Raw genomic sequence first — 26876 nt, 5'->3', positions numbered from 1 at the left:
ATGCAAGACCTCGATCCCGTCGAAACCCAGGAATGGCTGGACGCCCTGGAATCGGTTCTCGATAAAGAAGGCGAAGACCGTGCTCACTATCTGATGACCCGTATGGGCGAACTCGCGACCCGCAGCGGCTCGCAACTGCCCTACGCCATCACCACGCCATACCGCAATACGATTCCCGTCACCCACGAAGCACGCATGCCTGGCGACCTGTTCATGGAACGCCGCATTCGCTCGTTGGTTCGCTGGAACGCGATGGCGATGGTTATGCGCACGAACTTGAAAGATTCTGACCTGGGCGGTCACATCTCCAGCTTCGCTTCCAGCGCAACCCTGTATGACATCGGCTTCAACTACTTCTTCCAGGCCCCGACCGACGAACACGGCGGCGACCTGATCTACTTCCAGGGTCACACCTCGCCAGGCGTCTACGCCCGTGCGTTCATGGAAGGTCGTATCACCGAAGACCAGATGAACAACTTCCGCCAGGAAGTGGACGGTCAGGGCCTGTCGTCCTACCCGCACCCTTGGCTGATGCCTGACTTCTGGCAGTTCCCGACTGTATCCATGGGCCTTGGCCCGATCCAGGCGATCTACCAGGCACGCTTCATGAAGTACCTGGAAGCCCGCGGCTTCATCCCGGAAGGCAAGCAAAAAGTCTGGTGCTTCCTGGGCGACGGCGAGTGCGACGAACCCGAATCCCTGGGCGCAATCTCCCTGGCCGGCCGCGAGAAGCTGGACAACCTGATCTTCGTCATCAACTGCAACCTGCAGCGCCTCGACGGCCCGGTTCGCGGCAATGGCAAGATCATCCAGGAACTCGAAGGCGTATTCCGTGGTGCTCAGTGGAACGTCACCAAAGTCATCTGGGGCCGTTTCTGGGACCCACTGCTGGCCAAAGACGTCGACGGCATCCTGCAACGTCGCATGGACGAAGTCATCGACGGCGAGTACCAGAACTACAAAGCCAAAGACGGCGCGTTCGTTCGCGAGCACTTCTTCAACACGCCTGAACTCAAGGCGATGGTTGCCGATCTGTCCGACGACGAGATCTGGAAACTCAACCGTGGCGGCCACGACCCGTACAAGGTCTATGCGGCGTACCACGAAGCGGTCAACCACAAAGAACAACCTACCGTCATCCTGGCCAAGACCATCAAAGGTTATGGCACCGGTGCCGGCGAAGCGAAAAACACTGCGCACAACACCAAGAAAGTCGATGTCGACAGCCTGAAGTTGTTCCGTGACCGCTTCGACATTCCGGTCAAAGACGACGAGCTGGAGAACCTGCCGTTCTTCAAGCCGGAGCCAAACAGCGCCGAAGCCCGCTACCTCAGCGAGCGCCGCACTGCACTGGGCGGTTTCGTGCCACAACGCCGCGCCCAAAGCTTCGGCATCCCGACCCCATCACTCGATACCCTCAAGGCTATCCTGGACGGCTCGGGCGACCGTGAAATCTCCACCACCATGGCCTTCGTGCGGATCCTCGCGCAGCTGGTCAAGGACAAGGACATCGGCCCGCGCATCGTCCCGATCATCCCGGACGAAGCCCGTACCTTTGGTATGGAAGGCATGTTCCGCCAACTGGGCATCTACTCCTCCGTCGGCCAGCTCTACGAGCCAGTCGATAAAGACCAGGTGATGTTCTACCGCGAAGACAAGAAGGGCCAGATCCTCGAAGAAGGCATCAACGAAGCAGGTGCCATGAGCTCCTTCATCGCTGCCGGTACTTCGTACTCCAGCCACAACCAGCCAATGCTGCCGTTCTACATCTTCTACTCGATGTTCGGCTTCCAGCGCATTGGCGACCTGGCCTGGGCCGCTGGCGACAGCCGCACCCGTGGCTTCCTGATCGGCGGTACCGCCGGCCGTACCACCCTCAACGGTGAAGGCCTGCAGCACGAAGATGGTCACAGCCACATCCTGGCTGCCACCATCCCGAACTGCCGCACCTTTGATCCAACCTACGGCTACGAGCTGGCGGTGATCATCCAGGACGGCATGAAGAAGATGACCGAAGAGCAACAGGACGTCTTCTACTACATCACCGTAATGAACGAGTCCTACCAGCAGCCAGCCATGCCGGCCGGTGTCGAAGAAGGCATCGTCAAGGGCATGTACCTGCTCGAAGAAGACACCAGGGAAGCGGCGCACCACGTGCAGCTGATGGGCTCCGGCACCATCCTGCGTGAAGTCCGTGAAGCGGCGAAGATCCTGCGTGAAGAGTTCAACGTCGGCGCTGACGTATGGAGCGTTACCAGCTTCAACGAATTGCGTCGCGACGGCCTGGCCGTAGAGCGCAGCAACCGTCTGCACCCTGGCCAGAAGCCAAAACTGAGTTATGTCGAAGAATGCCTGAGCGGTCGTAAAGGTCCGGTCATTGCCTCTACCGACTACATGAAGCTGTTCGCCGAACAGATTCGCCAGTGGGTCCCGTCCAAGGAATTCAAAGTCCTGGGCACCGACGGTTTCGGCCGTAGCGACAGCCGCAAGAAACTGCGTCACTTCTTCGAAGTAGACCGTCATTTCGTGGTGTTGGCAGCCTTGGAAGCCTTGGCTGACCGTGGTGACATCGAACCTAAGGTCGTGGCTGAAGCCATCACCAAGTTCGGTATCAACCCGGAAAAACGCAACCCACTGGACTGCTGAGGAGACTTTCTGTGAGCGAACTCATTCGCGTACCTGACATCGGCAGCGGTGAAGGTGAAGTAATCGAACTGTTTGTGAAGGTCGGCGACCGTGTCGAAGCCGACCAAAGCATCCTGACGCTGGAGTCGGACAAGGCCAGCATGGAAATTCCTGCGCCGAAAGCCGGTGTGGTCAAGAGCCTGAAAGTGAAGCTGGGCGACCGCCTGAAAGAAGGCGACGAACTGCTGGAGCTGGAAGTCGAGGGCGCCGCTGCCGCGGCCCATGCACCTGCCGCCGCCCCTGCTGCCAAAGCTGACACAGCTGCTGCCGCGCCGGCTCCTGCCGCCGCTCCAGCGGCCCCTGCTGCGGCTTCGGTGCAGCAAGTGCACGTGCCGGATATCGGCTCGTCGGGCAAGGCCCAGATCATCGAGATCCAGGTCAAGGTCGGCGATAAGGTTGAGGCTGATCAATCGTTGATCACCCTGGAATCCGACAAGGCCAGCATGGAAATTCCATCGCCTGCCGCTGGCGTGGTCAAGGCCATCAGCGTCAAGCTCAACGACGAAGTCGGCACTGGCGATCTGATTCTGGATCTGGAAGTGGCAGGCGCTGCGGCCCCTGCTGCCGCGCCCGCTCAGGCGGCTGCTCCAGCCACTGCTGCTGCGCCTGCGCCTGCTCCGGCAGCGGCCCCAGCAGCACCGGTGGCCGACAGCGTCCAGGACATCCACGTTCCGGACATCGGCTCGGCCGGCAAGGCCAAGATCATCGAAGTGCTGGTCAAGGCTGGCGACAGCGTCGTCGCCGACCAATCGCTGATCACCCTCGAGTCCGACAAGGCCAGCATGGAAATTCCATCGCCAGCTGCCGGCATCGTTGAAAGCGTATCGATCAAGCTGGACGACGAAGTCGGCACCGGCGACCTGATCCTCAAGCTGAAAGTCAAAGGCGCGGCACCTGCTGTTGCCCCGGCTCCAGCTGCCGCTGCTGCAAGTGCTCCGGCACCAGCCTCTGCCGCTCCAGCCGCCGTACCGGCTGCTGCCGCTCCGGTTGCTGCTCCTGCCAAGCCGGGCGCGAAAGTTCATGCCGGCCCAGCCGTGCGTCAACTGGCTCGTGAGTTCGGCGTCGAACTGAACGCAGTAAGTCCAAGCGGTCCACACGGTCGCATCCTCAAGGAAGACGTGCAGGTCTACGTCAAGGCGATGATGCAGAAGGCCAAGGAAGCACCGGCTGCCGGCGCAACCTCAGGCTCGGGCATTCCGCCGATTCCAGTGGTGGACTTCAGCCGCTTCGGTGAAATCGAAGAAGTGCCGATGACCCGCCTGATGCAGGCTGGCGCCGCCAACCTGCACCGCAGCTGGCTGAACGTACCGCACGTGACTCAGTTCGACTCGGCCGACATCACCGAGCTGGAAGCTTTCCGCGTTGCGCAGAAGGCTGTGGCCGAGAAGGCCGGCGTCAAGCTGACCATCCTGCCGCTGCTGCTCAAGTCCTGCGCGCACCTGCTCAAGGAACTGCCGGACTTCAACAGCTCCCTGGCGCCAAGTGGCAAAGCGATCATCCGCAAGAAGTATGTGAACATCGGCTTCGCCGTGGACACCCCGGATGGCCTGCTGGTACCCGTGATCAAGAACGTCGATCAGAAGAGCCTGCTGCAGCTGGCGGCCGAGGCCGCTTCCCTGGCGGAAAAAGCCCGGACCAAGAAGCTGTCCGCAGACGAGATGCAAGGCGCTTGCTTCACCATCTCCAGCCTCGGGCACATTGGCGGTACCGGCTTCACGCCGATCGTCAACGCGCCGGAAGTGGCGATCCTCGGTGTTTCCAAGGCCACCATCCAGCCTGTCTGGGACGGCAAGGCCTTCCAGCCGAAGCTGATGCTGCCACTGTCCCTGTCCTATGATCACCGAGTGATCAACGGCGCGGCCGCTGCACGCTTCACCAAGCGCCTGAGCGACCTGCTGGCGGATATCCGCACCATTCTGCTGTAACCCGCGAACCGGCTCTCCCATCTTGGGCGGGCCGGTAACGCATGCTTTCCGAGCGCCACGCTCGTACCTCAACCCCGTCAATTTGGCGGGGCTTTTTTTTGCCAAGAAAACGTCGCCAATAGCCCGTCATTCCAGGGTGAAAATGGCCAAAAAAGTTACTTTGCAGAAATCCTTCAGTCTGCCGATACAGGTTTATAGCACTTAGCCTTCATCTTACTTGTCAGTCGATGCCGCATGATGCAACCTTGCTGCAGGCAACAGTAAAGAGGGCGTGAGCCCGGCGCGATCAGCAATTTCGAAGCGAGTTTCCCCCATGAAAAGCCAACCCGATGCCGCCAGCCGTATGGTGGCCGAGGTAGTGACGCAGTTGCCTGTGCCCTCGCGGCTCGGCATGTTGCGTTTCGAACGGCTAAATGAAGCTAGCTGGGCGTTGCTGTTTCTCGATCCCAATTGCGAACGCCAGTTCGGCCTGCCCGCCGTCGAACTCTGCGCCCTGGTCGGTTCCCCCTACGCCAGCCTGATGGAACCCGAGGCCCGCTATCAACTGCACGACACCATCCAGCAGCAGTTGAGCAGCAGCCCGAACTACCTGATCCGCTACACCTTGCACACCGGCCAGGGGCCCTTGAGCATCCTCGAGCTGGGAGAAGCCTACAAGCAACACAACCGGCACCTGCTGCGCGGTTACCTGCTGGTGGTGGAAGGCCTGTTCAGCGACGGATCGACGATGCCGATCCTGGACCTGGAAACCCAGAACACCCGCCTGCAGATCGCCCTGGAACTCAACCAGCGGGCCCAGCAGGAACAACTGCAGCACCTGGAACGGGTACGGGCTCAGCAAGACCTGATCCTGCTCCTGACCCGCCAGCGCTACAGCAGCGGCAACTCCCTGAAGGAAGCCGCCGAGCTGATTACTCGTTGCGCCTGTGACATCTACCAGATCGACTGCGCGAGCATCTGGAACCTGGAAGACCAGCAACTGGTGCCGATTGCCGCCTACCATCGTGGCTCTCAGGAACACCGTATGCCGGAGCCCGTGGACGCCAGCAACTTTCCCGATTACCTGGAAGCCCTGCACAGCTGCCGCGCCATCGACGCCCAGAACGCCATGCGCGATCCGCGCACCCGGGAAATGGCCGAGAGCCTGCGCCCGCGGGATGTGAATGCCATGCTCGACGCCAGCATCCGCATCGACGGCCAGGTGGTCGGCGTGCTGTGCCTGGAGCAGACCGGCATGACCCGGGCCTGGCAGTCGGACGAAATCGCCTTTGCCGGCGAGCTGGCAGACCAGTTCGCCCAAGTCATCAACAATCACAACCGGCGTGCCGCCACCAGCGCCCTGCACCTGTTCCAGCGCGCCGTGGAACAGAGCGCCAACGCCTTCCTGCTGGTCAACTGCGACGGCGTGGTGGAGTACGTCAACCCGAGCTTCACCGCGATCACCCAGTACAGTACCGAAGAGGTCCATGGCCACCGCTTGTCCGAACTACCGGCCCTGGAGAACCTCAGCGAACTGCTGTTCGACGCCCCCTCCAGCCTGGCCAAGAGCAATAGCTGGCAGGGCGAATTCAAGAGCCGGCGCAAGAACCTCGAACCCTATTGGGGCCAGTTGTCGATCTCCAAGGTCTATGGCGACAATCGCGAGCTGACCCACTACATCGGCATCTACGAAGACATCACCCAGACCAAGCTGGCCCAGCAGCGCATCGAGCGCCTGGCCTATACCGACAACCTGACCAACCTGGGCAACCGCCCCGCCTTCATCCGCAACCTCGACGAGCGGTTCGCCCGAGACAGCGATACCCCGATCAGCCTGCTGCTGGTGGACATCGACAACTTCAAGCGGATCAACGACAGCCTCGGCCACCAGACCGGCGACAAGCTGCTGATCAGCCTGGCCCGACGCCTGCGCAACAGCCTGAGCCCCAGCGGCAGCCTGGCACGCTTTGCCAGTAACGAATTCGCCGTGCTGCTGGACAACACCGACCTGGAAACCGGCCAACAGATCGCCAACCAACTGCTGATGACCCTCGACAAGCCGATGTTCGTCGACAACCAGTTGATCAGCGTCACCGGCTCCGTGGGGCTGGCCAGCTCGCCACTGCACGGTCGTGATCCACAGACGCTGATGCGCAACGCCGGGCTGGCACTGCACAAGGCCAAGGCCAACGGCAAACACCAATTGCAGGTGTTCACCGAGGCCCTGAACGCCGAGGCCAGCTACAAGCTGTTCGTCGAGAATAACCTGCGCCGGGCCCTGACCCAGAACGAACTGGACGTGTTCTACCAACCCAAGCTGTGCCTGCGCAGTGGTCGCTTGCTGGGAATGGAGGCACTGCTGCGCTGGAACCACCCGGAAAAAGGCATGATCCGTCCGGACCAGTTCATCAGCGTGGCGGAAGAAACCGGCCTGATCATCCCCATCGGCAAGTGGATTGCCCGACAGGCCTGCCGCATGAGCAAGCAACTGACCGCCGCCGGCATGGGCAACCTGCATGTGGCCATCAACCTGTCACCCAAGCAGTTCTCCGACCCGGACCTGGTAGCCTCGATCGCCAGCATCCTCAAGGAAGAACAACTGCCCTCCTCGCTGCTGGAACTTGAGTTGACGGAGGGCTTGCTGCTGGAAGCCACCGACGACACCCACCAGCAGCTTGAACAGCTGAAAAAGCTCGGCCTGACCCTGGCCATGGACGACTTCGGCACCGGCTATTCGTCCCTGAGCTACCTGAAGAAATTCCCCATCGATATCATCAAGATCGATCGCAGCTTCATCCACGAAATCCCCGATAACCAGGACGACATGGAAATCACCTCCGCAGTGATCGCCATGGCCCACAACCTGAAAATCAAGGTGGTCGCCGAAGGCATCGAGACTGCCGAGCAGCTGACCTTCCTCCGCCGCCATCGCTGCGACGTCGGCCAGGGCTACCTGTTCGACCGGCCGATTCCCGGCTCCGAACTGATCGCCAAGCTCAAGCGTTATCCTCGTGGTCCAATTGCCTGACAGCGCTGTAACACTCGGGCAAACTGCGTGTCTATCCTCTTACCGACTCCCCAACCTGACTGGAGGACCGCCACATGGTCTTGCGCTCGGAAATTCTGGTGAACAAAAAAGTGCTTCCAACCAAAGAACAAGCTCTGCCCGGCCGTGAAACCCCCATGGCCCTGCCTGCCGAACACTACGTCAACGGCAACCCGCTGCTGGGTCCGTTTCCGGGCAATGTGGATTTCGCCATCTTCGGCCTGGGTTGCTTCTGGGGCGCGGAACGGCGCTTCTGGCAGCGCGAAGGCGTGTTCAGCACGTGCGTGGGTTATGCCGGTGGCTTCACCCCGAACCCGACCTACGAAGAAGTCTGCTCAGGCCTGACCGGCCATACCGAAGTGGTGCTGGTGGTGTATGAACCTGAGAAGGTCAGCTACCAGGAGCTGTTGGCGATGTTCTGGGAACTGCACAACCCGACCCAGGGCATGCGCCAAGGCAATGACATCGGCACCCAGTACCGCTCGGTGATCTACGCCACCAACCCAACCCAGCTGGAGCAGGCACTGCACAGCAAGGACGTGTTCCAGGCCGAACTGACCAAGGCCGGACTGGGCAACATCACCACGGAAATCGAAGAAGCCCCGACCGTCTACTTCGCCGAGGCCTATCACCAGCAGTACCTGGCGAAGAATCCTGAAGGGTATTGCGGTATCGGTGGCACTGGCGTGACCTGCCCGATCTGAGCCTTTCGTTGCAAGCCGGTTCCTGCCGGAGCTGGCTTGCCAACGAGAGCATCAGGCGCTTATTCCGCAATCAGCCAATCCATCTGCCAGCCGCCCTGAGTCTGACCGAGCTTCTTCGACAGCCAAGGCAACAGCTCGCGCAACTCCTCTTCCAGCCCCCAAGGCGGGTTGGCGATCGCCAGGCCCGAACCATTGAGGCTGTTGGGCGTATCCAGGGGATGCACCAGCAATTCCACCCGCAGCAACTTCGGCGCACCGGTGCCGGCCAGGTCCTGGTAGAAACGCCGTAGCGCCCGCTGGTCCTTGACCGGGTACCAGATGGCCGCCACGGTCTGGCGCATGCGGGCGATGGCTTCCTTCAACGATGCGGCACAGCGCTGCATCTCATCGAGTTGCTCGAAAGGCGGATCGATCAGCATCAACGCACGCTTTTCCGCCACCGGCAGCAGCGCCCGCGCCACATGCCAGCCCTCCCCCAGATGCACCGCCACTCGGCGATCACCCTTCATATTGTCCTTGAGCAATTGACCGTCTTGCGGGTGCTTTTCATTGAGCAGTACCCGATCCTGGGAGCGCGTCAGGCGCCGCGCCAGCTCCGGTGAGCCCGGGTAGTAACGCAGTTCGCCATCCGGGTTCATCTTGTGCAGCACTTGCATGTAGTCAGCAGTCAGTGCCGGCAGTTCCTCGTCGCCCCACAGTCGTGCGATGCCTTCCAGGTATTCGCCGGTGCGCGTTGCCTGGTCGCCCTTGAGGTCATACAGGCCAATGCCGGCGTGGCTGTCGAGGTAGGCGAACGGCTGCTCCTTGCGCGACATCAGGGCGATGAGGCGGGTCAGGGTCAGGTGTTTGAAGACGTCGGCGTGATTGCCGGCGTGGAAGGCGTGACGATAGTTCATGGTTGCTCCTGCGCAGGAGCGCAAGTTTACCCTGTGTGCAGCCTGTCGTCAGTTCGGACGGGGGCCGTACCCGGCGCAGTCGACGACGGGTACGGCAGGCAACTCAGACGAACTCGTGGCTGACCTCGGACCACAGACTGACCCGGCGCCCGGAGGATTCGAAAACCTCGATCTCGCGCTTGATCCCGCCGCTGTCTTTCCAGCCCGGCAGGTCGAGCACGATCAGCTCTTCCATCATCGCCATGTACAGCGCATCGACCGGTGCCCAGAGCTTGCCAATGGCCGCGTTATCCTTGCCCTCAAGGCACAGGTTGATCGGATGGGACATGCTCACTTGGCTGAACACCGCATGCCCGGCCTGGAGAATCCCCGCCGCCACCCGGTTGCACTGGATAAAGCGCTCGTTGACGACCGCGGCTTCGGGATGGCTGTACGGACAGGCCAGGAAAATCTTGCGCATGGTTACCTCGACTCTTGGAACAGTGAAGCGGACCGTTCAGGTCCGCGCGGGTTGCAGGGCAAAGGCCTCGGCCTGCTCCTGCTCTTGCAGCTCATAACGCTGGGCAGCCGGAACCGAGATGCGGATGGCAATCGCCACCGCCAGCAGGCCGCCGAACAGTTTGCCGATGAGGATCGGCAGGATCAGGCTCGGCTGGAAGTTCGCAGTGAACGCCAGGTGATCGCCGATCAACGCCTGGGCACAGACACCCAGGGCCACGCACAGCACCTTGTCGCGAGCGGTCATGTACTTGAACAGGTGATAGGTGGCAATGATGTTGGCGAACACCATGATGAACCCCGCTGCACCGGTGCTCGACAGATTCAACTGGCGCCCCAGCAACTCCATGGGCTTCTTGCAGTAGCGCTGGAACAGGTAGCAGATCGGGAAGGTACCGGCGAGCATGATGCCGATGTAGCCGGCGATCTCGATGGCCCGGAACAACTCCTTTTCATCCGCGAACATCGGGTCGAAGCCCCAACCGCCGAAGTTGATGCTGAAGAACTTGGTGAAGTGTTCGACGATGCTCAAGGCGAGGATCAGCTTGATCCCGGCGTCCATGATCTTGCCGAACACCAGGAAGCCGCTGACCATCATTTGCGGGCGGTAGCGCAGCCCGGCCGCCAGCAAGAAGCAGAACACGAACAGCGGCGCCAGCAACTTGAGCATGTCGCCGAAACCCAGGGACAGGTAATACAACGCCTCGGAGTTGGTGGAGACAATGTCACGCACCGGCAATTGGCTGACGGTGATGATCAGCAGCGACATCAGCACCGCGAACGGAATACTGATCAGCCCGGCCATGGCCCCCAGCGCCAGGTACTTGTGGTCCTTGCGTTCGAGCATGGTCAGGCCCACCGGGATCAGGTAGACGATGGTCGCCCCGGAGGTATAGCCCACCAGCATCGCGGTGATCCACAGGTCGCGGTTGGCGGTCAGGGCGTTGGCCAACTGATAACCGCCCATGTCCACCGCAATGATCGACAGCGCCGCAATAGAGACATCCGAACCCAGGGCATTGAAGAACGGCCCCAGGGCGTGGGAAATGCCTTGGGACAGGTAGGGAATTGCCACCATGATCCCGGCCTGGGCCAGGAACACCGGACCGATGGAGTGGATACCGTTGACAAACTCCCTGCCCAGCCCGCTATCAGGCTTGATGATCGACGACAGGGCGCCGATTACCGCGCCGAGCATGATCAGGTAAATGACGTAGTTTCCAAATTCAGCCATGTTGGTTCATCTCTCTGAGCGTCATTTATAGGTTTCCCCGCCGGGAAGGTTCTTGTTGAGGCCAGTCCTGGTCAGCCCATCGCATAGGCGGTCGATAGTCCAGGTAAAGGAAGACAGGGCATTTCCTGTGCCACAATGTGTATTAGTTGTGGTTTTTACATACAAACAAGCAAATATCAGTCAACAAAATCACCACATTTCGATTCTTAAAGCCTGTTTCATTGAATCAGCGGATGACTGAGGGTCATTGTTAAACGTGCAAGTAAATGCTTAACTTTTCCATCAGACTTGACCGAATCCGCACCTCAATGTGCAAAAGGTGTGCGTAAGTAACAAGAACTGCCCATTTGTGTGGCGAAGTACCACTGACGGAAAACCACCATGCGCCCCAACGAACGACGACAGCACATTCTCGAACTCCTGCGGCAACGGGAGCGGATCTCCGTGGAAGAGCTGGCCCGCATCACCACCACCTCCCAGGAGACCATCCGCCGCGACCTCAGCGAACTGGCGGAAAGCGGCCTGGTTACCAAGTTTCACGGCGGCGCTGCGCTACCGCCCACCGGCGAACACGAAAACACCTTTCAAACCCGCATGAACGAACATGCCCAGGAGAAGCGCGCCATCGCCCGCTATGCCGCCGGACTGTTCTGCGCCGGCGACAGTATCTTCATCGACACCGGTACCACTACCTTGTTCTTCGCCCGGGAACTGGCGCAACACACGCGCCTGACGGTAATCACCAACTCCCTGCCGATTGCCGGCTGCATGGGTGAGTCGGGCAACCGGGTGTTCATGATCGGTGGCGAATACCGCCCTGATTCGACCCAGAACGTCGGTACCCTGGCCCTCGAGCAGATCACCCGCTTCAACGCTGAGCACGCGGTCATCACCATCGGCGCCCTGAATGAGGACGGCGCCATGGACTTCTCCATTGAAGAGACGGAAGTCGCCCGCGCCATGATTGCCCAGGCCCGCCAACTGACGGTGATCGCCGACTCCTCGAAGCTGGAACGGCGTGGCCTGTTCAAGGTGTTCCCGCTGGAGCGCATCGACCGCCTGGTGATCGATCGCCAGCCTGGCCCGGAGCTGCTGGCGGCCCTGGAAAAAGCCAAGGTAGAGGTGCACGTGGTGACCCCCTCCTGAAGCCTTGATGAGAATTGGGAAAACCATAAAGCCTCATAAAAACAACATAAAACGACCGATATATGACCGAATAACAAATTAAAACAACAACCATGGCCCATATTATGCTTTGATTTCTGCACCGATCCTCAGGCGTTACCGCAGGAAACAGGCGTTTATATGACCGAACTTTATCCGAACAGTATGACTTTCGATGTGGCCATCGTCGGTGGCGGTGTCGTGGGTTGCGCCATGGCCCGGCGCTTTGCCCTGGAAGGCGCACGGGTGGTGCTGCTGGAAAAAGGCAGCGACATTCTCTCCGGGGCCAGCAAGGCCAACAGCGCCATCCTGCATACCGGTTTCGATGCGCCCAGCGCCAGCCTGGAGTTGCAGTGCATGCAGGCCGGGTACCAGGAGTACCTGGAAATTCACCCGCAGATGAACCTGCCGCTGCTCAAGAGCGGCGCGTTGGTGGTGGCCTGGAACACCGAGGACCAAGCCAAACTGCCCGGCATCCTCGCCCAGGCCCAGGCCAATGGGGTGAGCAATGCACGGTTGCTGGAACAAGGCGAGATCCTCGCGCTGGAACCGCATCTGGCCAATCACGCGGTGGGCGCAGTCCTGGTGCCCGATGAACACTTGATCGACCCCTGGTCCGCCCCCCTGGGATACCTGCAACAGGCCATGGCCCACGGCGCTCGCGTACAACTCCAGTGCGAGGTGCAGCAAGGCCAGTTCGACGGCGAGCACTGGACCCTGCACACCAACCGGGGCACCCTGCGCTGCGCACAGGTAATCAACTGCGCCGGGCTGTTCGGCGACACCCTGGAACACCAGTTGCTGGGGCACAGCGAGTTTCGGATCATGCCGCGCAAGGGCCAGTTCGTGGTCTTCGACAAAGCCGCGGCCAAGCTGCTGCAACGTATCGTCCTGCCGGTACCCAACGAACGCACCAAAGGCATCGTCCTGACCCGCACGGTGTACGGCAACCTGCTGGTGGGCCCCACCGCCGAAGAGCAGGAAGATCGGGTCCACGCCGGCCTCGACGGCGCCACCCTGCAAAGCCTGATCGATGCTGCAGTGGAGCGGATCCCGGCTCTCGCCGGCGTCCCGGTGACCGCCACCTATGCCGGGCTGCGCCCCGCCAGTGAAAAAAAGGAATACCGGATTCAAGCCGATCACCCACGGCACTGGATCACCGTCGGCGGTATCCGCTCCACCGGACTCACTGCAGCCCTGGGCATCGCCCGGCACGTCTATGAGCTGTACAGCCAACGCCGCCAGCATCACCCGGTGCGAGAGTTGATCTGGCCGCAGATGCCCAACCTCGCCGAGCACTTGCCCCGCGACTGGCAGCGGCCAGGCTACGGCGAAATCGTCTGCCATTGCGAACTGGTGACCCGTCGCGAGATCGAGGCGGCCTTGATCGGTCCCCTGCCCCCCGGCGACCTCGGCGGCCTCAAGCGTCGCACCCGGGCCTGCATGGGCCGCTGCCAGGGTTTCTATTGCTCGGCCCAGGTGGCCGAACTCAGTGCCAGCCATCTAGCCGTTCCACTTGCCACAGGTCGTTGCCATGAACCGCACTGAACACATACAGGCCGAAGTGGCCATTATCGGTAGCGGTCCGGCAGGCCTCGCAGCAGCCATTGAGCTGCGGCGCCAGGGCATCGGCCCGGTACTGGTCATCGAGCGCGAAGGCCAGGCCGGCGGTATTCCCCGGCATTGCGCCCATCCACCTTTCGGCATGCGCGAGTACCAGCGCATTCTCAGCGGACCGGCCTATGCCCGGCGCAACGTCGAGGCCGCCCTGAAGGCCGGCGTGGTTCTGCTGTTGCGCCACACCGTAGTCAGCCTCGAACCCGGCGGCCTGCTGCAACTGGCCAGTCCCGACGGGCCGCTGCAGATCCACGCGCAGAAGGTCCTGATCGCCACCGGGGCCCGGGAAACCCCGCGCTCGGCCCGCCTGCTCTCCGGTGACCGGCCCGTGGGCGTAATCAATACCGGGGCGCTGCAGAATTTCCTCTATGTGCAGCACCTCAAACCCTTCGAGCGCCCGCTGATCATCGGCACCGAACTGGTCAGCCTGTCTGCCGTTCTCAGTTGCCGTCGCGCCGGCATCCGCCCGGTGGCCGTACTGGAAGCCAACACTCGCGCCACGGCCCGCTGGCCGCTGTCGCTGTTTCCACGTGTGCTCGGCATCCCCATGCACTTCGGCGCACAGTTACTGGCGATCAATGGCACCGGCCGCGTGGAGTCGGCCCAGGTGCGCATGGCCAATGGCGAGGTACGCACCCTCGACTGTGACGGGGTGCTGCTCAGCGGCCAGTTCACTCCGGAGTCGAGCCTGGTGCGCCAGAGCCACCTGCAACTGGACAGTGGTAGCGATGGGCCGAAGATCGATCAGTTCGGACGCTGCTCGGACCCGGCCTACTTCGCCGCCGGCAACCTGTTGCGCCCGATCGAGACCGCTGGCTGGTCCTACCGTGAAGGGCGGCGCATCGGTGGCTTGATGGCGCTGGCCCTCAGTGGCCAACTACCTGACACGCACAATGCGCTGACCCTGAAATACGCAGCGCCCATCAAACTCGGCGTGCCGGCAAGACTGGTGCGCGGCGACGTTCCCGGCTTGCAACACATCCAGCTGCGGGTCAGCCAGGCGGTCAGCGGCACCTTGCGGGTCCGCGCCCATGGCAAGGACCTCTGGAGCCAGCCGGTGTCAGCCTTGCCGGAACGCCGTCTGCTGATTCCCCTCAAGGCATTGAAGCTGCCGGAGCACATCGACCAACTGGACATTTGCATCGAGTAGGCCCGTCCATCAATAAGAGAGAAAACCATGCGAATAGCCGCACTTGACCAGGGCACTACCAGCACCCGCGTATTGGTGGTGGACATGCAGGGCCGAGCCGATATCCAACTGTCGTTGCGTCATCAGCAGCATCATCCCCGTCCGGGCTGGGTCGAGCACGATCCGCTGGAACTGCTGGCCAACCTGCAACGCTGCCTGGAGGCCACCGGCCGGGTCGACGCCATCGGCCTGGCCAACCAGGGCGAAAGCTGCCTGGCCTGGGACGCTGTCAGCGGCACGCCACTGTCGCCAGTGATTGTCTGGCAGGACAACCGCACCACCGCGCGCATCGAGGAACTGCGCGCCAAGGGCGCCGAGGCGCTGACCCTGGAGCGCGCCGGACTGCCCCTGGACGCCTACTTTTCCGCGAGCAAGCTGGCCTGGATCCTCGACAACCTGCCGGCTGCGCAAGCCGCCCTCAGCGCCGGCCGCCTGCGCCTGGGTACCACCGATGCATATTTTCTCGACCGTCTGACCGGGGTCTACGCCACCGACATCACCACCGCCTCGCGCACCTCGCTGATGAATCTCAGCACTGGCCAGTGGGACCCCGAGCTCTGCGAACTGTTCGGCGTGCCCCTGCAGGCGCTGCCGCAGATCCGCGACACGGTCGGTGACTTCGGGCGCATCGGCCAGACGCCTATCAGCGCCTCGGTGGTGGACCAGCAGGCTTCGCTGTACGGCCACGGCTGCCGGCTGCCAGGGGACGCCAAGATCACCTTCGGCACCGGCGCCTTTGCCCTGACCGTTACCGGTGAACAAATCATCCGCGCCCCAGAGAAAGGCCTGCTGGCAACCGTTGCCTGGCAGGCCGACGGCCAACCGGTGTATGCCATGGACGGGGGTGTCTACGACGCCAGTGCCGCAGTGGAATGGGCCGGACGACTGGGCCTGTTCAGCGACTTTTCCGAGCTGGCGGCCTTCGACCAGCCTCCGGCGATTTCCCGCGACCTGGCCTTCGTGCCGGCGCTTTCCGGTCTCGCCTGCCCGCACTGGGACCGCAGCGCTGGCGCGGTGTGGATCGGCATGAACGCGGCCACCAGCCGCCAGGACCTGTGCCAGGCGGTGCTGGAAGGCGTGGCCCTGCGCAGCGCCGAAGTGATCAGTGCAATGGACGACCACTTGAACGTCACCGACCAGCTGTCGATTGATGGCGGCCTGGCCCGCAGCCCGTATTTCGCCCAGTTCCTCGCCGACATCCTGCAGCGCACCATCGTCACCCAGCGTTTCGACGAGCTCACCGCCCTGGGCTGCGCCGCCCTCGCCGCCCGCGGCCTGGGCCTGGAACTGCCGGCCCTGGACAACACCCGCACCGACTACCAGCCACGCATCGACCAGGCCACCGCCGCGGCCTGGCGGCTGACCTTCAGCGGTGCGGTCAGCCGCTCCCAGGGCTGGTCGCAACCGCGCTGAACACTCAACCGGCCACGGACGGCCGGTGCTTCCTGGCGCACTCAACAGCCCCTTGCCGATCCGCCACGCCTATTGGACACTGGCCCGCCTGCCCGCGACCAAGCGGCGGGGACACCTAGCGGTTGCTGGCGACTCAGACACACGGGACCACTGACTGCTGCGCGGGCACACGACCTGCCTGGCTGTGCTCATTAATGGATTAACTCTGAGTCGAGGTTTTATGAAAGACGCAACGATTGCGCTGCACCATGGATTCAAGTCGGACCCGACCACCAAGGCCGTGGCCGTGCCCATCTACCAGAACGTCGCCTTCGAATTCGACAACGCCCAGCACGGCGCTGACCTGTTCAACCTCGATGTGCCCGGCAACATCTACACCCGCATCATGAACCCCACCAACGATGTGCTGGAACAGCGCATGGCGGCCCTGGAAGGCGGGATCGCCGGGCTGGCGGTGGCTGCCGGCAGCGCCGCGATCCACTACGCGATCCAGACCCTGACCCAGGCCGGCGACAATATTGTCTCCACCCCGCAGCTATACGGCGGCACCTACACCCTGTTCGCCCACCTGCTGCCGAGCTTCGGGGTCGAGGTGCGCTTTGCCCGGGACGACTCCGCCGAGGCCATCGCCGAGCTGATCGACGACAAGACCAAGCTGGTGTACTGCGAAAGCATCGGCAACCCGGCGGGCAACATCGTCGACCTCGAAGGCCTGGCGCAGGCGGCTCACGCCCGTGGCGTGCCGTTGATGGTGGACAACACCGTGGCCACGCCAATCCTGTGCAAGCCGATCCAGTTCGGTGCCGACATCGTCGTGCACTCGGTGACCAAATACGTCGGCGGCCATGGCAACTCCCTGGGTGGAGTGATCGTCGACAGCGGCAACTTCCCCTGGGCCGACCACCCGCAGAAGTTCGCCAGCCTCAATACCCCGGAGCCGGCCTACCACGGCGTGGTCTACACCGAGAAATTCGGCCCGGCGGCCTTCATCGCCCGGGCGCGCACCGTACCGCTGCGCAACACCGGCGCGGCGTTGGCGCCGATGAACGCCTTCCTCCTGCTGCAAGGCCTGGAAACCCTGGCCCTGCGCATGGAACGCCACACCGACAACGCCCTCAAGGTGGCGCAATTTCTCAAGGCCCACCCGCTGGTGGCGTGGGTCAGCTACGCCGGCCTGCCCGACCACCCGCACCATGAGCTGGCGCGCAAGTACATGCAGGGCAAGCCGTCGGCGATCCTCTCCTTCGGCCTCAAGGGCGGCTATGCCGCGGGCGTGCGCTTCTACGACGCGCTGCAGATCTTCAAGCGCCTGGTGAATATTGGCGACGCCAAGTCCCTGGCCTGCCACCCGGCCTCCACCACCCATCGACAGATGAACGAAGAGGAGCAGGCCAAGGCCGGGGTCAAGCCGGAAATGATCCGGCTCTCGGTGGGTATCGAAGCCATCGAAGACCTGCTCGAAGACCTCGACCAGGCCTTGAAACAGGCCTGACCACCGATGGACCGCCGCCGAACAGCGGCGGCCCCTTGGGTACCAGGGCCCTGGCGATCAACGCCAGGGCCGAGCCAACCCGCGTCGGCACCGGCGCACCACCCACCCATCAGCCCCCAGGATCATTTCTCACCCTCAAAGGACCCCAACATGATTGTGCGTTACGTAAAAATCACCATGACCCTGGCCGTTGCCGCCTTCGCCTTGCTGGTGGCCTACAACAACCTCAGCGACTACGGCTCCAACTTCGCCTTCGTCCAGCACGTGCTGAGCATGGACAGCGTGTTCCCGGGCAACAGCGCCACCGACCGGGCACTCACCCTGCCGCTGCTGTGGAACCTCGGCTACTGGCTGATCATTGCCGGTGAGGCGCTGACAGGCGTCATCCTGACCTTGGGTGCCCTGCGCCTGTGGCTGGCAAGACGCGGTGCCGCCAGCTATTTCAACCGCGCCAAGCACTGGGCCATTGTCGGTTTCTGCCTGGGCTTCTGCGTATGGTTCTTCGGTTTCATGGTGGTGGGAGGCGAGTGGTTCATGATGTGGCAGTCACCGACCTGGAACGGTCAGGACGCCGCGTTCAAGTTCTACATGGCAATTCTTGGCGTGTTGATCTTCCTCAACCAGCCTGACGCCGAACTGCACTGAGCGGCCCCCGGATCACCGCGACAGGAATCCAGCCAGAGGCTGATGATCAGGCACAAAAAAGGCCCGCTGCGGTGACGCAACGGGCCTTTTTCTAGCGCCCTGAAACATCAGGGGCGGATTTTCCTACTCAGTGATTGAGCTTGAAATCCTTCTCGGCGGCTTCGAAACGCTGAACCATGCCAGCGCTCGGAGCACTCATCTTGCTCACCAGCAGGATCGCCAGGCTGGCGAAGATGAAGCCCGGGATGATTTCGTACAGGCCCAGCAGAGCAAAGTGCTTCCACAGGATTACGGTGACAGCACCGACGATGATGCCGGCCAGCGCGCCGTCGCGGGTCATGCCTTTCCACAGCACCGAAATCAGCACCACGGGACCGAAGGCCGCGCCGAAACCGGCCCAGGCATAGCTCACCAGGCCCAGCACGCGGTTTTCCGGGTTGGCGGCCATGGCGATGGCGATCAGCGCAACCACCAGCACCATGGCGCGACCGACCCACACCAGCTCCATCTGAGAGGCGTGCTTGCGCAGGAAGGCTTTATAGAAGTCTTCGGTCAAGGCACTGGAGCACACCAGCAGCTGGCAGCTCAAGGTACTCATGACGGCCGCCAGGATGGCCGACAGCAGCACACCGGCGATCCATGGGTTGAACAGCAGCTTGGCCAGTTCGATGAACACCCGCTCATGGTTCTCGGTCACTGGACCGGCCACTTCAGGATGCGCCGAGAAGTAGGCGATGCCGAAGAAGCCCACGGCCACGGTGCCACCCAGGCACAGGATCATCCAAGTCATGGAGATGCGACGCGCGTTGGCGATCGACTTCACCGAATCTGCCGCCATGAAGCGCGCCAGGATGTGCGGTTGGCCGAAGTAGCCCAGGCCCCAGCCCAGCAGCGAGATCACGCCGATGAAGGTGGTGTTCTTGAGCATGTTGAAGTTGCTGGGGTCCTGGGCCTCGATGGCCAGGAACGTGGTGTCGACACCACCGGTGGCCAGCAGCACGATGATCGGCGTCAGGATCAGGGCGAAGATCATCAGCGTGGCTTGCACGGTGTCAGTCCAGCTCACGGCCAGGAAACCACCGACGAAGGTGTAGGCGATGGTCGCTGCCGCGCCGGCCCACAGCGCTGTCTCGTAGGACATGCCGAAGGTGCTTTCGAACAGGCGGGCACCGGCGACGATGCCGGAAGCGCAGTAAATGGTGAAGAACACCAGGATCACTACCGCGGAGATGATCCGCAACAGGCCGCTTTTATCTTCGAAGCGGCTGGAGAAGTAGTCCGGCAGAGTCAGCGCATCACCGTTGTGCTCGGTCTGCACCCGCAGGCGACCGGCCACGAACAGCCAGTTCAGGTAGGCACCCACGATCAGGCCGATGGCGATCCAGCTTTCTGAAAGACCGGACATGTAGATGGCGCCCGGCAGGCCCATCAGCAGCCAGCCACTCATGTCGGAGGCACCAGCGGAAAGCGCGGTGACCACGCTGCCGAGGCTGCGGCCGCCAAGAATGTAGTCGGAAAGGTTGTTGGTGGAGCGATAGGCCATGAAGCCGATCAGCACCATTGCCGCGATGTAGATCACGAAGGTGATCAGGGTTGGATTGCTTGCACTCATTGAGTTACGCCCTGGCTTTGTTTTTATGGTGCGGCGGCCATTGCCACCCGCCGTCAAACGATGACGCTTGGGAGACGATCAGGTGGGCCGCGCATTTATGACTGATGTTTCCCCAGGAAAGCCATCAGCCGATGAACCGCTCCGAAAGAACGGTTGCACCTTGGGCGCGAATCCTATTCAACAAAATGAACAAGGTGCAACCAATTTGAGGTGAATCAGTTGCACCTTGTCGATTAATCCACCTTTGACGACGCTTTTGCTCCTTTTTGGGGCAAGCAACGGCTTTTTCAGAAGCAAATGCACCATATGGACGCAAGCAGCTCCCAGCAGGAAATTTATTCCTGACAAGCTGTCTATTTTTCCGACTGAAAATGGGTTGCACCCGGTTGCACCTATTTCGGCGCACGGATAATCTTGCCGCCAGCTGATGCCACACGTGCGTGGCAAACATGAGGATAAAAATATGGCTACCACCACCCTCGGGGTCAAACTCGACGACCCAACCCGCGAGCGCCTCAAGGCCGCCGCGGCCTCGATCGATCGTACGCCGCACTGGCTGATCAAGCAGGCGATTTTCAATTACCTGGAAAAACTCGAGGGTGGTGCAACCCTGACCGAGCTGAGCAGTGTCACCGCCAAAGAAGGCGAAGATGCTGGCGACGTGCACACTGATCACGCTCATCAGTGCTTCCTCGAATTCGCCGAGAGCATCCTCCCGCAATCGGTGCTGCGCGCCTCGATCACTGCCGCTTACCGTCGTCCGGAACCGGAAGTGGTGCCGATGCTGCTGGAGCAGGCACGCCTGCCGGCCGAAACCGCCGAAGCCACCAACAAGCTGGCCTCCTCGATCGCCGAGAAGCTGCGCAACCAGAAGAGCGCCGGCGGCCGTGCCGGTATCGTCCAGGGCCTGCTGCAGGAATTCTCCCTGTCGTCCCAGGAAGGCGTGGCGCTGATGTGCCTGGCCGAAGCGCTGCTGCGCATCCCGGACAAAGGCACCCGTGACGCGCTGATCCGCGACAAGATCAGCACCGGCAACTGGCAGCCGCACCTGGGCAACAGCCCGTCGCTGTTCGTCAACGCCGCGACCTGGGGCCTGTTGCTCACCGGCAAGCTGGTGTCGACCCACAACGAGGCCGGCCTGACGTCGTCCCTGAGCCGCATCATCGGCAAGAGCGGCGAGCCGATGATCCGCAAGGGCGTCGACATGGCCATGCGCCTGATGGGCGAACAGTTCGTCACCGGCGAAACCATCGCCGAAGCCCTGGCCAATGCCAGCAAGTTCGAAGCCAAGGGCTTCCGCTACTCCTACGACATGCTCGGCGAAGCGGCACTGACCGAGCACGACGCACAGAAATACCTCGCCTCCTACGAGCAGGCCATCCACTCGATCGGCAAGGCTTCCCACGGTCGCGGCATCTATGAAGGCCCGGGCATCTCGATCAAGCTCTCGGCCCTGCACCCGCGCTACAGCCGCGCCCAGTACGAGCGCGTGATGGACGAGCTGTACCCGCGCCTGCTGTCGCTGACCCTGCTGGCCAAGCAATACGATATCGGCCTGAACATCGACGCCGAGGAAGCCGACCGCCTGGAGCTGTCCCTGGATCTGCTGGAGCGCCTGTGCTTCGAGCCGCAACTGACCGGTTGGAACGGTATCGGTTTCGTGATCCAGGCTTACCAGAAGCGCTGCCCGTACGTGATCGACTACGTCATCGACCTGGCGCGCCGCAGCCGCCACCGCCTGATGATCCGCCTGGTGAAGGGCGCCTACTGGGACAGCGAAATCAAGCGCGCCCAGGTCGAAGGCCTGGAAGGCTATCCGGTGTACACCCGCAAGGTGTACACCGACGTGTCCTACATCGCCTGCGCACGCAAGCTGCTGTCGGTGCCGGAAGTTATCTATCCGCAGTTCGCCACCCACAACGCCCATACCCTGTCGGCGATCTACCACATTGCCGGTCAGAACTATTACCCCGGCCAGTACGAGTTCCAGTGCCTGCACGGCATGGGCGAACCGCTGTACGAGCAAGTGGTGGGCAAGGTTGCCGAGGGCAAGCTGAACCGTCCGTGCCGCGTGTACGCCCCGGTGGGCACCCACGAAACCCTGCTGGCCTACCTGGTTCGCCGCCTGCTGGAAAACGGCGCCAACACCTCGTTCGTCAACCGCATCGCCGATCAGTCGATCTCGATTCAAGAGTTGGTGGCCGATCCGGTGAGCCAGATCGAGCAGATGGCCACCCTGGAAGGCGGCCTCGGCCTGCCACATCCGCGCATTGCACTGCCGCGTGACTTGTATGGTGCCGAACGCGCCAACTCGGCCGGCATCGACATGGCTAACGAACACCGCCTGGCGTCGCTGTCCTGCGCATTGCTGGCCACCGCGCACAACAACTGGAAAGCCGCGCCGATGCTCGGCTGTGCTTCCAGCAGTGAAACCCCGGCTCCAGTCCTCAACCCTTCCGACCATCGCGACGTGGTGGGCCACGTCCAGGAAGCCACGGTCGAAGACGTCGACAACGCGATCCAGTGCGCCCTCAACGCCGCACCGATCTGGCAGGCCACACCGCCGGCCGAACGTGCCGCGATCCTCGAACGTGCCGCCGACCTGATGGAAGGCGAGATCCAGCCTCTGATGGGCCTGTTGGCCCGCGAAGCCGGCAAGACCTTCGCCAACGCCATCGCCGAAGTGCGCGAAGCCGTGGACTTCCTGCGCTACTACGCGGTGCAGGCACGCAATGACTTCAGCAACGACGCTCACCGTCCGCTGGGGCCTGTGGTGTGCATCAGCCCGTGGAACTTCCCGCTGGCGATCTTCAGCGGCCAAGTCGCCGCAGCCCTGGCCGCCGGGAACCCGGTACTGGCCAAACCCGCCGAACAGACTCCACTGGTCGCCGCCCAGGCCGTGCGCCTGCTGCTGGAAGCCGGGATTCCTCAAGGCGTGCTGCAACTGCTGCCGGGCCAGGGCGAAAGCGTCGGTGCCCGCCTGGTAGGTGACGAGCGCGTCAAAGGCGTGATGTTCACCGGCTCCACCGAAGTCGCCCGCTTGCTGCAACGCAACATCGCCGGACGCCTGGACAACCATGGCCGACCGATCCCGCTGATCGCCGAAACCGGTGGCCAGAACGCAATGATCGTCGACTCCTCGGCGCTGACCGAACAAGTGGTCATCGACGTGGTCTCCTCGGCCTTCGACAGCGCCGGCCAACGTTGCTCTGCCCTGCGCGTGCTGTGCCTGCAGGAAGACTCCGCCGACCGCGTGATCGAAATGCTCAAGGGCGCCATGGCCGAAAACCGCCTGGGCAACCCGGAGCGCCTGTCGGTGGATATCGGCCCGGTGATCGACGCCGAAGCCAAGGCTGGCATCGAGAAGCACATCCAGGCCATGCGCGACAAAGGTCGCAACGTGTACCAGATGGCTATCGCCGACAGCGAAGAATGCAAGCGCGGCACCTTTGTCATGCCGACCCTGATCGAGCTGGAAAGCTTCGACGAGCTGCAACGCGAGATCTTCGGTCCGGTGCTGCACGTGGTGCGCTACAAGCGCAAGGAAATCGACCAGTTGATCGCCCAGATCAACGCGTCCGGCTACGGCCTGACCCTGGGTGTGCACACCCGCATCGATGAAACCATCGCCAAGGTGGTGGACAACGTCCATGCCGGCAACGTCTACGTCAACCGCAACATCGTCGGTGCCGTGGTCGGCGTGCAGCCGTTCGGCGGCGAAGGCCTGTCGGGCACCGGCCCGAAAGCCGGTGGCCCGCTGTACCTGTACCGCCTGCTGTCGACCCGCCCGGTGGATGCCATCGAGCAGTCCTTCGTTCGGGCCGATGCTGCCAACGCTCCGGACCTGCGCCTGCGGGAAGTCCTGAGCAAGCCGCTCAATGCCCTGCAAGCCTGGGCCGAGAGCAGCAAGCTGGCGGAACTGGCGAGCCTGTGCAAACAGTTCGCCGGGCAGTCGCAAAGCGGCATCACCCGCCAGCTGAACGGCCCGACCGGCGAGCGCAACAGCTACGCCATCCTGCCTCGCGAGCACGTGCTGTGCCTGGCGGAAATCGAAAGCGACCTGCTGACCCAACTGGCAGCGGTCCTGGCCGTTGGCGGTTCGGCGGTGTGGCCGGAAAGCGATCTGAGCAAGGCGCTGTTCGCCCGTCTGCCGAAGGATGTGCAAGCGCGCATCCAACGGGTGGCGGATTGGACCAAGGATGACGTGGTGTTCGACGCGGTCCTGCACCACGGCGACTCTGACCAGCTGCGCGGCGTTTGCCAGCAAGTGGCCCAGCGTGCCGGTGCCATCGTCGGCGTCCAGGGCCTGTCCCAGGGCGAGACCGCGATTGCCCTGGAGCGCCTGGTGATCGAACGCGCCCTGAGCGTCAACACTGCAGCAGCCGGCGGCAACGCCAGCCTGATGACCATCGGCTGATCGCCGAAGGCCAGGCTGCATCGATGGGCGCCCTCACCGGCGCCCATTTTTTTTGCCCGCGCCCTGCATCGCCCCCCATGACGCCTTCGCTGGCAAGCCAGCTCCTACACAAGGCGCCATTCCACACCCGTAGGAGCCGGCTTGCCGGCGAAAGCGCCCGTCCTGACACACCGCGGCGCATGGTTCGCTGCCAAGCCAGCTCCTACACAAGCCAGCTCCTACCGAGGTTTTTTGGGCTCTGCATCACCGCGATCAATCTTGCTATCCAGCCTTTATTCACCCGCCTAGACTCGGCCCACTCCCCAATCCACAGGTAAGCCGCCATGTCCGAGACCTTGCTCAGTTCCCGCAATCTGGCCTTTGAACTGTATGAGGTACTCGATGCCGAGGGCCTGACCCAGCGCGAGCGGTTTGCCGAACACAACCGGGAAACCTTCGATGCAGCCCTGGGCACCGCCCGCAGCATCGCCGAGAAATTCTTCGCCCCGCACAACCGCAAGGGCGATGAACACGAACCCCGTTACGAAGACGGCCAGGCGGTGTTGATCCCCGAGGTCAAACCGGCGGTGGATGCCTTTCTCGAAGCCGGCTTCCTCAACGCCGCCCGCAGTTTCGAGGCCGGCGGCATGCAGCTGCCAACCCTGCTGTCCCAGGCCTGCTTCGCCCACTTCCAGGCGGCCAACGCGGCGACGACTTCCTATCCGTTCCTGACCATGGGCGCCGCCAACCTGATCGAAAGCTTCGGCAGCGAGGAGCAGCAGCGCTTCCTGCAACCGATGATCGACGGTCGCTTCTTCGGCACCATGGCCCTGACCGAACCCCACGCGGGCTCGTCGCTGTCGGATATCCGCACCCGCGCCGAACCGGCCGCCGACGGTAGCTACCGGATCAAGGGCAACAAGATCTTCATCTCCGGCGGCGACCACTCTCTGTCGGAGAACATCGTGCACATGGTCCTGGCCAAGCTGCCGGATGCGCCACCCGGGGTGAAGGGTATCTCGCTGTTCATCGTGCCCAAGTTCCTGGTCAACGACGACGGCAGCCTGGGTCCGCGCAACGACGTCCTGCTGGCCGGGCTGTTCCACAAGATGGGCTGGCGCGGCACCACCTCCACCGCGCTGAACTTCGGCGATAACGGGCATTGCGTAGGCTATCTGGTGGGCAAGCCGCACCAGGGCCTGAGCTACATGTTCCAGATGATGAATGAGGCGCGGATCGGCGTCGGCATGGGCGCGGTGATGCTCGGCTACGCCGGTTACCTGTATTCACTGGAATATGCCCGTGAACGCCCGCAAGGCCGCCTGCCGGACAGCAAGGACCCGAGCACTGCGCCGGTGTCGATCATCCAGCATGCCGATGTGCGGCGCATGCTGCTGACCCAGAAGGCTTATGTAGAAGGTGCCTTCGACCTGGGGCTGTACGCGGCGCGGCTGTTCGATGACACCACCACCCTGGGCACTGAGGCCGAACGCCAGCAGGCCCACGAACTGCTGGACTTGTTGACCCCGATCGTCAAGTCCTGGCCCTCGGAGTTCTGCCTCAAGGCCAACGAGCTGGCGATCCAGATCCTCGGCGGCCACGGCTATACCCGGGAATACCCGGTGGAGCAGTACTACCGTGACAACCGCCTGAACCCGATCCACGAAGGCACCCACGGCATCCAGTCCCTGGACCTGCTGGGACGAAAACTGGCGCAGAACGGCGGTGCCGGGCTCAAGCGCCTGGTCCGCCTGATCGCCGAAACCGGGGCCCGGGCCCAGGCACATGAATCCCTGAACGCCCTGCGCATGCCGCTGGAGCAACTGCTGACACGCCTGCAGAGCGTGACTCTGGGGCTGCTGGGAGACCTGGCCAGCGGCAAGGTCACGCCGACCCTGGCCAACTCGGCGTTGTATCTCAAGGCGTTCGGCCACACGGTAATTGGCTGGCGCTGGCTGGAACAAGCCATCAAGGCCGAGGAAGGACTGGCGCGGGGCGATGCCGGGGATCGGGATTTTTATCGGGGCAAGCTGCAGGCCGCGCGCTATTTCCTGACCTGGGAGGTGCCGGGATGCCAGCATGAACTGACGCTGCTGGAGGCGCGGGATGATACCTGCCTGGCAATGCAGGACGCCTGGTTCTGAGGCGACCGCCGCAGGAGCCGACTTGCCGGCGAAAGCGCCCGGCCTGACACTGCGCGGCACGCGGTTCGCTGGCAAGCCAGCTCCTACACGAGGCTTCACTCCACGCTCGTAGGAGCCGGCTTGCCGGCGAAAGCGCCCGGCCTGACACTGCGCAGCGCACGGTTCGCTGGCAAGCCAGCTCCTACACGAGGCTTCACTCCACGCTCGTAGGAGCCGGCTTGCCGGCGAAAGCGCCCG

At 62.7% G+C, this 26876-nt stretch carries 16 protein-coding genes; 12 read left to right on the top strand and 4 right to left on the bottom strand.

The window, feature by feature from the left end:
• The 4 genes from aceE to msrA all read left to right on the top strand — a co-directional run bounded on the left by aceE (nt 1) and on the right by msrA (nt 8339).
• Entirely contained in the window at nt 1–2646 is a 2646-nt protein-coding gene (gene aceE, locus GV819_RS26030; protein ID WP_161758920.1) for a pyruvate dehydrogenase (acetyl-transferring), homodimeric type, read from the top strand.
• A gap of 11 nt (nt 2647–2657) precedes the next feature.
• Nucleotides 2658–4610: a dihydrolipoyllysine-residue acetyltransferase gene (gene aceF / locus GV819_RS26025; RefSeq protein WP_161758919.1), complete on the top strand. Its 1953-nt coding sequence runs from the start codon at nt 2658–2660 to the stop codon at nt 4608–4610.
• A 313-nt stretch (nt 4611–4923) separates the two neighbouring features.
• On the top strand, nt 4924–7617 hold the full coding sequence (locus tag GV819_RS26020) for a sensor domain-containing phosphodiesterase (protein ID WP_161758918.1): 2694 nt from the start codon (nt 4924–4926) through the stop codon (nt 7615–7617).
• Nucleotides 7618–7691: 74 nt separating this feature from the next.
• A complete protein-coding gene (gene msrA, locus GV819_RS26015; protein WP_161758917.1) occupies nt 7692–8339 on the top strand; it encodes a peptide-methionine (S)-S-oxide reductase MsrA in 648 nt (215 codons plus the stop codon).
• Between the two features lie 59 nt (nt 8340–8398).
• On the opposite strand, the gene GV819_RS26010 is transcribed toward msrA, so the two are convergent.
• The 3 genes from GV819_RS26010 to eutH form a co-directional block, all read right to left on the bottom strand.
• Complete coding sequence (locus tag GV819_RS26010; RefSeq protein ID WP_161758916.1) at nt 8399–9235, bottom strand: 23S rRNA (adenine(2030)-N(6))-methyltransferase RlmJ; 837 nt, start codon at nt 9233–9235, stop codon at nt 8399–8401.
• Nucleotides 9236–9338: 103 nt separating this feature from the next.
• A complete protein-coding gene (locus GV819_RS26005; RefSeq protein ID WP_161758915.1) occupies nt 9339–9695 on the bottom strand; it encodes a DUF1937 family protein in 357 nt (118 codons plus the stop codon).
• Nucleotides 9696–9731: 36 nt separating this feature from the next.
• The gene (gene eutH / locus GV819_RS26000) at nt 9732–10967 is read right to left on the bottom strand and encodes an ethanolamine utilization protein EutH (RefSeq protein WP_161758914.1); all 1236 of its coding nucleotides are present in this window, start codon (nt 10965–10967) and stop codon (nt 9732–9734) included.
• Nucleotides 10968–11348: 381 nt separating this feature from the next.
• On the opposite strand from eutH, the gene GV819_RS25995 reads away from it, so the two are divergent.
• The 6 genes from GV819_RS25995 to GV819_RS25970 all read left to right on the top strand — a co-directional run bounded on the left by GV819_RS25995 (nt 11349) and on the right by GV819_RS25970 (nt 18487).
• Complete coding sequence (locus tag GV819_RS25995; protein ID WP_161758913.1) at nt 11349–12113, top strand: DeoR/GlpR family DNA-binding transcription regulator; 765 nt, start codon at nt 11349–11351, stop codon at nt 12111–12113.
• A 159-nt stretch (nt 12114–12272) separates the two neighbouring features.
• Entirely contained in the window at nt 12273–13679 is a 1407-nt protein-coding gene (locus GV819_RS25990; protein ID WP_161758912.1) for an NAD(P)/FAD-dependent oxidoreductase, read from the top strand.
• Nucleotides 13666–14898 carry an NAD(P)/FAD-dependent oxidoreductase gene (locus GV819_RS25985; RefSeq protein WP_161758911.1) on the top strand — a complete coding sequence of 411 codons (1233 nt, stop codon included), beginning with the start codon at nt 13666–13668 and terminating at the stop codon, nt 14896–14898. Before GV819_RS25990 ends, GV819_RS25985 begins: the two co-directional genes overlap by 14 nt.
• A gap of 27 nt (nt 14899–14925) precedes the next feature.
• Nucleotides 14926–16350, top strand: coding sequence for a glycerol kinase (locus GV819_RS25980; RefSeq protein ID WP_161758910.1), 1425 nt, complete (start codon nt 14926–14928; stop codon nt 16348–16350).
• Nucleotides 16351–16570: 220 nt separating this feature from the next.
• Complete coding sequence (locus tag GV819_RS25975) at nt 16571–17842, top strand: O-acetylhomoserine aminocarboxypropyltransferase/cysteine synthase family protein (protein ID WP_161758909.1); 1272 nt, start codon at nt 16571–16573, stop codon at nt 17840–17842.
• A 150-nt stretch (nt 17843–17992) separates the two neighbouring features.
• Complete coding sequence (locus GV819_RS25970) at nt 17993–18487, top strand: DUF2165 family protein (RefSeq protein WP_161758908.1); 495 nt, start codon at nt 17993–17995, stop codon at nt 18485–18487.
• Between the two features lie 127 nt (nt 18488–18614).
• On the opposite strand, the gene putP is transcribed toward GV819_RS25970, so the two are convergent.
• Nucleotides 18615–20099 carry a sodium/proline symporter PutP gene (putP, locus tag GV819_RS25965; protein WP_161758907.1) on the bottom strand — a complete coding sequence of 495 codons (1485 nt, stop codon included), beginning with the start codon at nt 20097–20099 and terminating at the stop codon, nt 18615–18617.
• A gap of 463 nt (nt 20100–20562) precedes the next feature.
• Between putP and putA the strand changes: the two genes are divergently transcribed.
• A complete protein-coding gene (gene putA, locus GV819_RS25960) occupies nt 20563–24516 on the top strand; it encodes a trifunctional transcriptional regulator/proline dehydrogenase/L-glutamate gamma-semialdehyde dehydrogenase (protein ID WP_161758906.1) in 3954 nt (1317 codons plus the stop codon).
• A 323-nt stretch (nt 24517–24839) separates the two neighbouring features.
• Complete coding sequence (locus GV819_RS25955) at nt 24840–26639, top strand: acyl-CoA dehydrogenase (RefSeq protein ID WP_161758905.1); 1800 nt, start codon at nt 24840–24842, stop codon at nt 26637–26639.
• The last annotated feature ends 237 nt before the right edge of the window (nt 26640–26876 follow it).

The sequence above is a fragment of the Pseudomonas sp. Fl5BN2 genome (assembly GCF_009908205.1).
Classification (GTDB): domain Bacteria; phylum Pseudomonadota; class Gammaproteobacteria; order Pseudomonadales; family Pseudomonadaceae; genus Aquipseudomonas.
This window is presented reverse-complemented; position numbering and strand designations above follow the sequence as displayed.

Bases quoted from the DNA above. Each gene is read 5' to 3' on its own strand.
- aceE (WP_161758920.1), top strand. From the start codon at position 1: ATGCAAGACCTCGATCCCGTCGAAACCCAGGAATGGCTGGACGCCCTG.
- GV819_RS26020 (WP_161758918.1), top strand. From the start codon at position 4,924: ATGAAAAGCCAACCCGATGCCGCCAGCCGTATGGTGGCCGAGGTAGTG.
- msrA (WP_161758917.1), top strand. From the start codon at position 7,692: ATGGTCTTGCGCTCGGAAATTCTGGTGAACAAAAAAGTGCTTCCAACC.
- GV819_RS26010 (WP_161758916.1), bottom strand. From the start codon at position 9,235: ATGAACTATCGTCACGCCTTCCACGCCGGCAATCACGCCGACGTCTTC.
- GV819_RS26005 (WP_161758915.1), bottom strand. From the start codon at position 9,695: ATGCGCAAGATTTTCCTGGCCTGTCCGTACAGCCATCCCGAAGCCGCG.
- eutH (WP_161758914.1), bottom strand. From the start codon at position 10,967: ATGGCTGAATTTGGAAACTACGTCATTTACCTGATCATGCTCGGCGCG.
- GV819_RS25995 (WP_161758913.1), top strand. From the start codon at position 11,349: ATGCGCCCCAACGAACGACGACAGCACATTCTCGAACTCCTGCGGCAA.
- GV819_RS25990 (WP_161758912.1), top strand. From the start codon at position 12,273: ATGACCGAACTTTATCCGAACAGTATGACTTTCGATGTGGCCATCGTC.
- GV819_RS25985 (WP_161758911.1), top strand. From the start codon at position 13,666: ATGAACCGCACTGAACACATACAGGCCGAAGTGGCCATTATCGGTAGC.
- GV819_RS25980 (WP_161758910.1), top strand. From the start codon at position 14,926: ATGCGAATAGCCGCACTTGACCAGGGCACTACCAGCACCCGCGTATTG.
- GV819_RS25975 (WP_161758909.1), top strand. From the start codon at position 16,571: ATGAAAGACGCAACGATTGCGCTGCACCATGGATTCAAGTCGGACCCG.
- GV819_RS25970 (WP_161758908.1), top strand. From the start codon at position 17,993: ATGATTGTGCGTTACGTAAAAATCACCATGACCCTGGCCGTTGCCGCC.
- putP (WP_161758907.1), bottom strand. From the start codon at position 20,099: ATGAGTGCAAGCAATCCAACCCTGATCACCTTCGTGATCTACATCGCG.
- putA (WP_161758906.1), top strand. From the start codon at position 20,563: ATGGCTACCACCACCCTCGGGGTCAAACTCGACGACCCAACCCGCGAG.
- GV819_RS25955 (WP_161758905.1), top strand. From the start codon at position 24,840: ATGTCCGAGACCTTGCTCAGTTCCCGCAATCTGGCCTTTGAACTGTAT.